Source organism: Pseudoselenomonas ruminantium, from assembly GCF_900104055.1.
GTDB classification, from domain to species: domain Bacteria; phylum Bacillota; class Negativicutes; order Selenomonadales; family Selenomonadaceae; genus Selenomonas_A; species Selenomonas_A ruminantium_C.
In genome coordinates this window covers 1-11,692 of the sequence record NZ_FNJQ01000058.1, presented here as the reverse complement: position 1 = coordinate 11,692, position 11,692 = coordinate 1, and the positions used below count along the sequence as shown (strand labels likewise).

Genomic DNA, 11,692 nt, shown 5'->3' with positions numbered 1-11,692 from the left:
CTTCACCATTCAAGTAGGAAAGAACCGCTTTTGTCTTCACTTCTGCTGTATAAGTACGATTCTTCTCATATGGCAGGAATGCAGCTTCCCCTTCAGCCTCGTACTGCTTAATCCATCGCTGAATGGAGGCAAGACTTACCTCTAGCTCACGAGCTGCGGCTCGTTGTCCAATTTTTCCAGCTAAGTATTTGCGGATAGTTTTTAATTTATCTTTCGCTGACACTTTTGACTTGTGTAACATAAAAAATACTCCCCCCAATGATGACAGTTTAATTTTTTTACTGTCTCTCATAAGGGGAGCATATCAAATTGACTGGTCAACGGGGGTTTTTTGGCTGTGTGGTTTAAGTTTTTGACGGATTGACTCGATATATTGTTGAAAAGTTTGATCATTTGGCAGGATTTTGCCGGGACTGGGGCGAAATAGTGCATTGTTACAGGTACGTAGGATGTCCACTGTGAAGGAGGTGCGGGCATGGAGACGCGGGCTTTTTTAGCATTGTGGGGAAGCTTTGTCTTTTGTGTGTCTGAATCTGTCCTTGCGGGGGGGACAAACGTGCCTTAGGAAAAGCTGGTTATCAACAGGAGAATAATGGAAGTACGAAGCCTTCTCCAAGGGAGCAGGCGGGACAGTAGTGCCCGTGTGTGCCTTTGGGGAAGGCTTTGTCGTATGCATGGAAGGGAGTGCACGGATATGCGAAAAGGCTATGAAAGCAAACATTTAGGACAAGGGAGTTCATGTGCGAAGGGGCGTCAGCTTAGGAAAGCGCAATGGCGCAAATTGGCTTTGGGGGTGGCCCTGATGACCGGCTGCTGGCAGCTAGGCTGGATGCCCATGGCTGAGGCCGCGGATGAGGTAAAGAAAGAGATAACTCAAGAGGTCCTTAACACGGAAGACACTATTAAGGATTATACACAGGAAGCAACGAATCTCACTACAACTGATGGTGGCGTTTTTGCAGCTGCGACAGGTGCTGGTGGTGTTAATGGTCCTGGCGGAGGAAAAACCATAACGCTTACAAATAACACGGTTCATTTAACGGGAGCAACTATTAATGACACCCGTGCATGGCATGAGCCGAATGTTATTGCAGTGCGAGTCACCTTGGGAAATAACCAGTCTGGTTCTCAGAATGAAAGTTATGTTTTAAGCGGCAATGCGATTACGCTGGATGGCACTATAAAAACGACTGGAAACGAGGGGGGCCGTTTGGAAGGTGCCTGGATAATTTGCAATTCGGATTACAAGGCAACAACGATTACTGCAACCGGGAATAGCGTGACCATCAATGCGGATACGGATTCGTCATCAATAGGAAGTGGTCAGATTGCTGGTGCGGAAATTGGTACCGCTAACACCTCGCTGGCAGAAGGTAACAAGGTTAAAATCACAAGTGGTAATTTTACCAACGGCAAGCTGATAATCGCAGGTGCTCTGCCCAGTGACCGCGCAGGAAATAGTACCAGCTTGCGTGCCATAGGCAATAAGGTGGAGATTAGCGGAGGACAGTTTGTTGCCGGTATCAAGATTGTTGGTGCCATCGAGCGTGGAACTAATTATTTCAATGAAGCTAGCCAAAACGTGGTGACCATCAGCGGCGGTACTTTTGATGCGGATACCACGATCATAGGTGGCAAGGGCACTACCGCCAACGGCAATATCGTCAATATCAATGCAGCAATAAAGGTCAAAAGTATCACAGGTGGCACGGGCACCACCACAAACAACAACACCGTCAATGTCAACAAGGCAATAACGGTCGAAAGCATCACAGGCGGCGATGGCACGGATAGCAGCGGCAACACCCTTAACCTCGGTGCTACGGGCATTAATGTGACAGGCAGTGTTTCCAAGGCCCAGACCATTGCCGTCACTGGTGATATAGCCTTTACGGATGGTGATACGGTGCTGAGTGCTGGTTCTGTCAGCAATATGGGAACCCTCGACATCACGAACGCCAATATTACCGGTTCTGGTACGCTGACTTTGCTGGCTTCGGGTACGGCTAATAATTTTAATGCTGTGCATTTGCAATATGGTTCAGGGGGAACCGCTGATCTTACTGAGTCCGACAGTAGCAAAGTGGTCGGTGGAGCAAGCGAGACAAAGACCATAAACGGTGTGGCCTTGAATTATGATAACGCGCATATTGTCAAATTGGATGCCGCGAACAATTATAAGAATGTTCTTTATACCATTTCCGATACAATGAGTGCGGATGTCAGCGGCTGGACAGGTGTAGAAACTGCCCTGCCAGATGACTGGGAAAAGCCGGCAGGTGGCATTACGATAGAGGGAACGGGCTTTACGAAACCGGATACCACCACGAATATCCTGTCCAGTAATGTGGATGGCTTTTTTGACGATGCTGCTATCGATGATGACATTAAATACAAGCAAGATACAGATCCTTACGTTGATGCAGACAGGAACATCACGCTATCCGGCACTCAGTCCCAGGGTGTACAAGTCACTAACAGTGGCAAGAATCTTACCTACAGTATAGATCGGAAAATCGATACGATCCAACTGGGCGAAATCGACTATGAGCAAGACTCGGTCTGGTTGGATAGAAGCAGCAGCGATTACAATTACGCCGATGTGACAGCCCTCGATACCTCAAACTTCAACATGAGCATGACGGACGAACAGGCAGCTGCCGCCCGAAACGGCGACAGCATGACATTGCTGAAAGCCAATGACACGCTGGTGGATATCGACGAACAGGTGGCTGGTTCTGTGATCAACTATACGGACACGCCTGCTGACGGTGTGACTGAAACCGGCACTATCACTGGCAGTGTGAAGGCCAGCGGTGGCAATGTCACCTATACTGTAACGGACAAACGGGCTTCCAACTTGACCTTTGGGGCCGTGAACTGGACTGGCAGCGATGCGCTCGTCACCCGTCCCGATGGCGTAAGCTATGCTGACGCAACGGTTGATGCCACAAATATCTCCTTTAGCGGCGTAAAGAATCTGACCGTCGGTGATGCTATGACATTGATTGGTGCTTATGATGGCGATACCCTCAATGCACAGGGCGAAAAATTTACGGCAGGCATGTCCGTAGTCGGTACGGGCAAGATGTCCCTTGACGATGATGGCAATGTCATCTACACAGTGTCCAGTGTCTCCGGCAGTGAGCAGTCGCACAATACCCTGATGGGCGCTGCGGCAAGCATTGCGGCGCTGTCGATGGGCAACGAGTTCATCGATTCGGCTATGGAAGGACTGGCCTTGCCGGAGAATATCGGCAAGGATGGCATATCCTGCTATGCTAAGATTGGCGGCGGCAAGCTGCGTCAGCAAACGGGCAGCCATGTCAACGTCAATACGTGGAATGCGATCCTGGCTTTGGGACACAAGAACGAGCAGAAGAAATCCACCACGGAATACGGTGCATTCTTCGAATATGGCCGGGGCAACTATACCACCCATAATGACAATGTCCAGAATGGTGATGGCAAGGCCCATTACACCGGCGGCGGTCTGCTGGGCAAATGGGCGTCCAAAGACGGCCTTTATGTAGAAGGCAGTTTCCGTGCCGGCAACGTCCGTGAAGATGCCCAGAACCTGCTGCGGGATGATACCAGAGCCTACAGCTATAATACCAGTGCAACCTACTACGGTTTCCATCTGGGCGTAGGCAAGCAGCTGGCCGTGGCCAAAGACAGTGTGGTTGACGTTTACGGGAAGTATTTCTACAATCACAAGAATGGTGTGGACTTCACGGTAAATGGCGATCAATACAAGATTGATGCCCTGACCAGTCAGGTTGCCCGCCTCGGCGTACGTTATACGCTGAAACGGGATAAATGGAACTTCTACGGCGATCTGGCCTATGAACACGAACTGGACGGCAAGGCCAAGGGCCGCGTCAATGGAGCAACCATCCGCGGTACCGACACCAGTGGCGGCAGTGCTCGTCTGGAACTGGGCGCAACGCTCCTGCCCACGGAAAAATCTCCCTGGAGCCTTGACCTCAATGCAACAGGTTTCGCCGGCAAGAAACGCGGCATAAGCGGTGGCGTATCGCTGAAGTATCTGTTCTAAGGTAAATATTGGGTTAACATCTATATATATAAGAAGCCCGGGGCTGGTAATGAAAAACATCACCAGCCCCGGGTTTTTATTTATGTTTTTGAATGCAGTCAAGGAATTCCTGGCCGTATTTATTGAGTTTCATTTCGCCGATGCCTTTGACGTCGAGCATCTGGTCGAGGGTTTCAGGCAGCACCTTGCACATATCGCGCAGGGTGGCATCGGAGAAGACCATATAGGGCGGAATGTGTTCGCGGATGGCGATTTCTTTGCGCAGATGGCGCAGGTGGTCGAAGAGTTCGGGAGCGGCTGGCTCTTTTTCCATCTCGGGTTTGGGCACGGCCTGATATACTTTTTCCCGCCCTTTGAGTACGGGATAGGCGGCAGGTTTCAGGGTGACCACGGGATATTTGCTTTCGGTCAGGCCTAAGTAGTCCGTGGCGATAAAGCGCTGGATCAGCAGCTTGATATCGGCCAACGTCCGTTCCTTCATCAGGCCGAAGGTGGAGAGCTGGTCGAATTTTAATTCCTTGACGCGCTTGTCGCTGGAGCCTTTGAGCACCTGAGCGACCAAGGTCAGGCCGAAGCGCTCGTGCATACGGTAGACGCAGGAGAAGACCTTTTGGGCGTCGATGGTCACATCGGTCTTTTCCAGACCGGCCTTGCAGTTGCCGCAGTTATCGCAGATGACCTCGGAACTATTGTCACCGAAATAGCTGATGATGAAATGCCGCAGGCATTCGGGCGTATGGCAGTAGTCCACCATCTTCTGCAGGGTGCCGAGGTTATGGGCCTTGCGCTCCTCGTTTTCCGTGGACACGTCAATCAGGTATTTCTGCGTCATGACGTCCTGCGGGGAGTATAGCAGGATGCAGGTGCCCGGTTCGCCGTCGCGTCCTGCGCGCCCCGCTTCCTGATAGTAGGCTTCGATGTTCTTGGGCATATTGTAGTGGATGACATAGCGCACATTTGACTTGTCAATGCCCATGCCGAAAGCGTTGGTGGCCACGATGACCTGTACGTTATCGTAGAGGAAATCGTCCTGGGCCTGATTGCGCTGCTTGTCGGACAGGCCTGCATGATAGCGGCCTACGGCAAATTTCTTCTTCAGGAGATGTTCATAGAGGCTGTCCACTTCCTTGCGGGTGGAGGCGTAGATAATGCCGGCTTCATCTGCATGGCTTTTGAGGTAGCGTTCGATGAATTTTTTCTTGTCCTCGCCACGGCGCACCTCGAAATAGAGATTGGGGCGGTCAAAGCCGGTCACATGGACCTGAGGCTGGCGCAGGTGCAGAAGGTTTATGATATCTTCTTTGACTTCTGGGGTGGCCGTAGCCGTAAAGGCGCTGACCAGCGGGCGCTTGGGCAGTCCCGCGATAAAGGGGGCAATCTGCCGGTAGCTCGGGCGGAAGTCATGTCCCCATTGGGACAGGCAGTGCGCCTCGTCTACGGCCACCATGGAGATTTCCTGCCGCTCGATGATATAGCGGAAGTAATCCGTGTCCAACCGTTCCGGCGCCACATAGACCAGTTTGAATCTGCCTTCGGCAATGGCCAGGAAGCGGGCCGTTGACTGGTCAAGTGTCAGCTGGCTGTTGATATAGGTAGCGGGCACGCCCTGCTCGTTCAGGGCATCGACCTGATCTTTCATCAGGGAAATCAGTGGCGAAATCACGAGGGTTATTCCCGGAAATACCAGGGAGGGCAGCTGGAAGCAGATGCTCTTGCCCGCCCCTGTAGGCATGATGGCTACCGTGTCATGGCCGGAAAGCAGGCTTTCCACCACAGGTTTCTGGGCCGGGCGGAAGTCCGGGTAGCCGTAATATTTGCGCAGCAGATTCTGCGCTTGGGAAAAATATGGATTTTCCATCAAAAACACCTGATTCTAAGCAAAATTTAATCTGTTTCTCATACAATTACAACGTATTTATCTTATCATATTATCCAGCAATTTGCTCCATATAAATGGAATTTGTGATAAAATAAAAAGATGTAATAAGGATATCATAACGGGGGAGGAACTCTGTATGAAATTAGAGAAATGGCTGCAAGCCGGTGTACCGCTGGCCGCTTTGCTGCTGCTGAGTCCGGCTGCACAGGCACAGGATTTGAGCCTGCAGGAGGCCATCAATATGGCTTTGGCGCAGAATACCAGCCTGAAGGTCACCCAAAAGGGGGAGGACACGGCAAAGTATGCTTTGGATGAAGCGAAAGGGAATAATGGCCCGAGCGTAGGTGTGTCGGACAGCTTGGGCACCAGCAAGTCCAATGGCGGCAGGCGCACCGACAGCAACAGTATCGGCGTGACCGGAAAACTGCCGCTGTATAGCGGCGGCAAGAATCAGGCCAATATCAAGAAGGCCAGGATCGGTGTGGAATCGGCCAGCCTGACGACGCAGCGGGCACAGGAGGATCTGAAGCTCAGTGTCATCAAGGCTTATTACAATGCACTGGAAGCCAAGAAAACCGTGGGCGTACGGCAGGAAACCGTGGACAAATATCAGGAGCATTTCACCAATGTAAGCCAGCTCTATGGCGCCGGGGCCAAGGCTCGCATTGATGTCATCCGCTCGCAGGTGGAACTCAGCGATGCCAAGCAGAATCTGATCAAGGCCGAGAACAGCTATGAAGTGGATCTGGCCACCCTGCGCAACTATCTGAACATCGACCGCAGTGAGCCGTTGAATCTGACCTCGGATTTCAGCTATCTGGCTTTCGACAAGGATATGAGTTCCTGCCTGGATTATGCGTACAATAACCGCAAGGATCTCCTGATTGACAAGAACAAGCTGGAACAGCAGGAGCAGGCCATCAAGGCGGCGCGGGCGGGCTATCTGCCCAGCCTCAATCTGTCGCTGGGGCTCAATGCGAATCAGCAGTTTAAACCTGCCCATGACAATGGCCACAGCACTTCGGCCACGGTGGGCATGAGTTGGGATATCTTTGACAGCGGCGTTACCCGGGCGCAGGTCAAGGATGCCGAAAACAACCGGGACATCGCCAAGTTGAATTATCTCAAGGATAAGGAAGCCGTCGACCTGGATGTGCGGCAGGCTTATTACAATATGCGGGAGGCGGAGAAGCGCCTGAATTCCACGCAGGATGCGGTCCATCAGGCTGAGGAAGATGCATTTATTGCTCGGGAAAAATACAGGGCAGGCGAAGGCCTGATGCTGGATATCATCGATGCGCAGGAAGCCCTGTCCAAGGCCGGATTAAACTATATCAGCGCGCAGTATGACTATGCCCGCTACAAGGCTGCAGTGGAAAACGCTATGGGCGTGGAACTGACGGCGGAGGAAAAAGCGGCGGCTGCGGAACTGCAGACAGATGCAGACGCTGCCCTGCAGGAATCCAAGCTGGTCACGAAGGCCGACGACACGGCAGAAAGCACCCGCGATGTTGCCGATGAATTGGCAGGAAATGGGGGAAATAAATGAAGTTTGATTGGAAGGTAAAAACCGCCATTGCGCTAGTGCTGCTGATTGCAGCTGGCGTGGGCGGCTACAAATACTATCAGGGGCAGCAGGAGGCCAAGAAGATAGCGGCGGTGGAGACCACGCCGGTCACCCGCATGAATCTGAAATCCACGGTTTCGGCTACGGGAACAATCAAACCTGTGAACAGCGTTGAGGTAAGTTCCAAGGTCACGGCCCGTATCAAAGAGGTGCTGGTCAAGGAAAATGATACCGTGACAGCCGGACAGACGGTGGCCACGCTGGATGCTAAAGATTATGAGGAAAAGCGCAATCAGGCTGAGTACAAGGTCACCAATACCAAGGCCAAGTATGACCGCGTGAAGTATCTGTACAGCATTGGGGCCGATACACAGGAAGAATTGGAAGATGCCAAGATGAACTATGATACCGCGGTATCTTCTTTGGCAGAATCCCAGTCCAATATGAATGAAATGACCATCGTAGCGCCGATGTCCGGCGTGGTTGTGGGCGAACCGCAGACCGCCGGCACCATGGCTGTGCAGGGAACCAGCAGTCCTACGGTCATCATGCGCATTGCGGACCTGTCCAGCAAGCAGATTCTGGCAAAAGTGGATGAAACGGATATCGGCAATGTGAAGGTGGGACAGACGGCAACCTTCACGGTGGACAGCTTCAATGGCAAGAACTTTACGGCCCGGGTGTCCAAGATCTCCCAGACGGATACCAGCAATACCTGGAATGTCAATACGTCCTCGAGCAGTTCCTCGAGCAGTTCTTCCTCGGCCAGCGTTATCTACTATTATGTGACGCTGGATGTGGATGATCCGGATAATGTATTGCTGCCTTCGATGACTGCACGAGTGGAAATCAACACCGCAGAGAAGAATGATGCGCTGGTTGTGCCCTTGTCCACGCTGAAAACCGATGCCAAGGGTTCCTATGTCATCATCAAGAATGAAGATGGCACGCAGGAAAACCGCTATGTGTCCACGGGCATCTACAGTGATGAATACGTGGAAATATTAGAAGGACTTTCCGAAGGTGAGCAGGTGGTCAGCACCTATGTAGCCAAGAGCACGGCAACTGCCAGCAAGAACAGCAGCGGCCGCCGCGGTCCAGGTGGTCCGCCGCCAATGTAAAGGAGGCGGGAAATCGCGATGACAAATAACGAACAGCGGGTAGCCACCATCCAGCTCAAGGATATCAAAAAGCTTTACAAGATCGGCGGGGAAACGGTGGCGGCTTTGGATGGCATCACCACGAATATCTATCAGGGTGAGTTTGCCGCCCTGATGGGCCCGTCCGGTTCCGGTAAATCCACATTGATGAATATCTTAGGCTGCCTTGACCGTCCAACGGTCGGCTCTTATAAACTGGACGGTCAGGAAGTGGCTGGCCTTAGTGATGATAAACTGGCTGTAACCCGTAATAAGAAGATTGGTTTTGTGTTCCAGAACTTCAATCTGCTCTCGCGCATCTCGGCGCTGGAAAATGTGGCTCTGCCCCTGGTTTATTCCGGCGTAGGGCGCAAGGAGCGCTTGGAGCGGGCCATGCACTTTTTGGAGGCCGTAGGCCTTGCTGACCGGGCAGGACATCAGCCCAATGAGCTTTCGGGCGGCCAGCGGCAGCGTGTGGCCATCGCCCGGGCGCTGGTTAACGATCCGCATATCATCATGGCCGATGAACCCACAGGCAACCTCGATACGAAATCCACCAAGGAAATCATGGAGATTTTCCAGAAGATGCACGGCATGGGGCGCACGATCATCCTCGTCACCCATGAACCGGAGATTGCTGCCTGCGCCAGCCGTCAGCTCTTAGTGCGGGATGGCAAGATTACCCGGGACGAAGGAAAGGGCGTGGTGATGGATGTTATTTAGGGAAAGCTTCCAGATGGCATTGATGTCACTTTATGCCAACAAGATGCGCAGTTTGCTGACCATGCTGGGGATCATCATCGGCGTGGGCGCGGTAATCGCGCTCGTGTCCGTAGGTATGGGCGTGCGCAGCAATGTCACGAGTTCCATAGCAAGCCTTGGTTCCAATATGCTGATCATTTCGCCAGGCTCATCCAACCGCGGCGGCGTCCGCGGGGCAGCAGGTTCCATGCAGACACTGAAGTATGACGATGCCAAGGCCATCAAGGAGAAAATCAAGAATATCGATTACGTTTCGCCATCGGTATCTTCCTCCTATCAGGTGGTCTATGGCAATAACAACTGGAAAACCAGCGTGCAGGGTGTGACGTCGGAATTCATGTCCATCCGGGCGTTGACTATCGGTTATGGTTCCTTTATCACCAACGATGATATGAATAAGCGCAATCGTGTGGCGGTAATCGGTACTACGGTTGCGGCTAATCTGTTTGCCAAGGATAATCCCGTAGGCAAGAATATCCGGATCAATAACCAACCCTACAAGGTCATAGGCCTCCTGGAATCCAAGGGACAGTCTTCCGTAGGGCAGGACCAGGATGATGTGATCTATATTCCGCTGACCACAGCGCAGGAGCGTATGCTGGGCATTACCTATGTACAGTCCATCAATGTGCAGGTCAGCAGTCAGGAGAAGATGGAGCAGGTGCAGGCGGAAATCGAGAACCTCCTGCGTTCCCGGCATCATATCGTGGCGGGCAAAGAGGATGATTTCAATGTCCGCAACCTCACCAGCCTGATGGAGACGGTGAACCAGTCCACCACGATGTTGACCTTGCTGCTGGGCGCTATTGCCGGCATCTCGTTGATTGTCGGCGGCATTGGCATCATGAATATTATGATGGTGTCCGTCACCGAGCGCACAAGGGAAATCGGCATCCGCAAGGCTTTGGGGGCTACCTTCATGAATATCATGACGCAGTTCCTGATTGAGTCCATGGTGATTGGTATCATCGGCGGCATCATCGGCATCATCTTTGGCTGTGCTGCCTCGCAGATCATTGCCAAGGTGGGGAATTTCACCACGGTCATCACAGTCGCACCGATAGTGGTATCCTTCATTTTCGCCGTGGGCATAGGTCTGTTCTTCGGCATTTATCCGGCACGAAAAGCAGCCAAATTAGATCCTATTGAAGCACTTAGATATGAATGACAAGAAGCCTCCTGTAAAGGAGGTTTTTTGCTGTTGGGGCAAAATGATGTTGTGTGGCGCTGGTGCTTGCTTTTTGACCTCCGCCCTAAATGAATGGGGGGCGGCGCGGGTACTTACTTTTTGCCTTCCGTGCTAAATGACTCCCTCGGAAATGCCGTTATTTTAGGGGGAGTGCGCCGGTCACCACGGCGCGTCTTTCAGCGATATGTACAGATTTTTCGCTCAGGAGCCAGCCTGCGGCAGCGCACTACAGGCAAAAAGCAAGTACCCGCGCCGAGGTCAAGCGTAGTAGCTTGCAGAGAGCAAAAGGAAGTACGTGGCAACGGCGGTGGGGCATATGGGGCGAGCGGCAGAGCTGGTGATGCAGGGGAAGAGGGCGTGGCTTGCAGACGGGGGCATGTTTTGTGGAACGGAGCGACTGCCGCAGGCTGGCTGGCGAGAAGAAAAAGCAATACACATAGATGTCAATGCGCCGTGGTGACCGGCGCGTGCAGCAACGAGGTACTCTCTAATCCTGCCAGACATTCAGCGAAGTCCACAAAACATGCCCCCGTCTGCAGTAGAAACAAACTTTTTCTAAAAAAGTGTTGACATATCCCTCCGACTCGTGTAATATAATACAAGTCGCTGACAGACACGGACACAAAACAGTGTAGCGAAGCCTTGATTGGTGAGGCACTGGAGCGTTCGGAAAGGTTTCAAAAAGAATTTAAAAAAGTTCTTGACAAGCTGAACTGCTGGTGATAAGATAAATGAGTCGCTTGAAGCGACAGGCACTTCTGAAGAGTGCGACAATGATTGTTCTTTGAAAACTAAACAATGCAAATAATCATGCAACATGATTAAAGCCAGATGTTAAAGAAACTTCAAGTTTCTTATCAAACATCGATTGGTATGAACAACATAGCAATCGGCAATTTCTTTAATAGATAATTGAGAGCCTAATCGGCTTTTCATAAAATTACTTTTATGGAGAGTTTGATCCTGGCTCAGGACGAACGCTGGCGGCGTGCTTAACACATGCAAGTCGAACGAGACGAGTTTTCAACACTGAATGCTTGATGACGTAACTTTGAGCGTCGTGATGGCGAAGCCATCACCACACTTTTATAAAGTGATT

Annotated in this window: 7 protein-coding genes and 1 rRNA gene; 6 read left to right on the top strand and 2 right to left on the bottom strand. The window is 51.8% G+C overall.

The window, feature by feature from the left end; translation table 11 throughout:
* Positions 1 to 241: helix-turn-helix domain-containing protein (locus BLQ59_RS15105; protein WP_176756832.1), on the bottom strand; the 241-nt coding region annotated here is incomplete at its 3' end.
* Between the two features lie 453 nt (positions 242 to 694).
* On the opposite strand from BLQ59_RS15105, the gene BLQ59_RS15100 reads away from it, so the two are divergent.
* Positions 695 to 4,057, top strand: coding sequence for an autotransporter domain-containing protein (locus BLQ59_RS15100; protein WP_143005389.1), 3,363 nt, complete (start codon positions 695 to 697; stop codon positions 4,055 to 4,057).
* 76 nt (positions 4,058 to 4,133) lie between these two features.
* On the opposite strand, the gene recQ is transcribed toward BLQ59_RS15100, so the two are convergent.
* The gene (gene recQ / locus BLQ59_RS15095) at positions 4,134 to 5,915 is read right to left on the bottom strand and encodes a DNA helicase RecQ (protein ID WP_074573645.1); all 1,782 of its coding nucleotides are present in this window, start codon (positions 5,913 to 5,915) and stop codon (positions 4,134 to 4,136) included.
* A gap of 157 nt (positions 5,916 to 6,072) precedes the next feature.
* Between recQ and BLQ59_RS15090 the strand changes: the two genes are divergently transcribed.
* The 5 genes from BLQ59_RS15090 to BLQ59_RS16240 all read left to right on the top strand — a co-directional run.
* On the top strand, positions 6,073 to 7,485 hold the full coding sequence (locus tag BLQ59_RS15090) for a TolC family protein (protein WP_074573644.1): 1,413 nt from the start codon (positions 6,073 to 6,075) through the stop codon (positions 7,483 to 7,485).
* Complete coding sequence (locus BLQ59_RS15085) at positions 7,482 to 8,624, top strand: efflux RND transporter periplasmic adaptor subunit (RefSeq protein ID WP_074573643.1); 1,143 nt, start codon at positions 7,482 to 7,484, stop codon at positions 8,622 to 8,624. Before BLQ59_RS15090 ends, BLQ59_RS15085 begins: the two co-directional genes overlap by 4 nt.
* Positions 8,625 to 8,642: 18 nt before the next feature.
* Positions 8,643 to 9,365: an ABC transporter ATP-binding protein gene (locus tag BLQ59_RS15080; protein WP_074573642.1), complete on the top strand. Its 723-nt coding sequence runs from the start codon at positions 8,643 to 8,645 to the stop codon at positions 9,363 to 9,365.
* On the top strand, positions 9,355 to 10,572 hold the full coding sequence (locus BLQ59_RS15075; protein WP_074573641.1) for an ABC transporter permease: 1,218 nt from the start codon (positions 9,355 to 9,357) through the stop codon (positions 10,570 to 10,572). The genes BLQ59_RS15080 and BLQ59_RS15075 overlap by 11 nt, the downstream gene beginning before the upstream one ends.
* 966 nt (positions 10,573 to 11,538) lie before the next feature.
* A 16S ribosomal RNA gene (locus BLQ59_RS16240) occupies positions 11,539 to 11,692 on the top strand; the annotation flags it as partial.

Bases quoted from the DNA above. Each gene is read 5' to 3' on its own strand.
- recQ (WP_074573645.1), bottom strand. From the start codon at position 5,915: ATGGAAAATCCATATTTTTCCCAAGCGCAGAATCTGCTGCGCAAATAT.
- BLQ59_RS15090 (WP_074573644.1), top strand. From the start codon at position 6,073: ATGAAATTAGAGAAATGGCTGCAAGCCGGTGTACCGCTGGCCGCTTTG.
- BLQ59_RS15100 (WP_143005389.1), top strand. From the start codon at position 695: ATGCGAAAAGGCTATGAAAGCAAACATTTAGGACAAGGGAGTTCATGT.
- BLQ59_RS15080 (WP_074573642.1), top strand. From the start codon at position 8,643: ATGACAAATAACGAACAGCGGGTAGCCACCATCCAGCTCAAGGATATC.
- BLQ59_RS15075 (WP_074573641.1), top strand. From the start codon at position 9,355: ATGTTATTTAGGGAAAGCTTCCAGATGGCATTGATGTCACTTTATGCC.
- BLQ59_RS15085 (WP_074573643.1), top strand. From the start codon at position 7,482: ATGAAGTTTGATTGGAAGGTAAAAACCGCCATTGCGCTAGTGCTGCTG.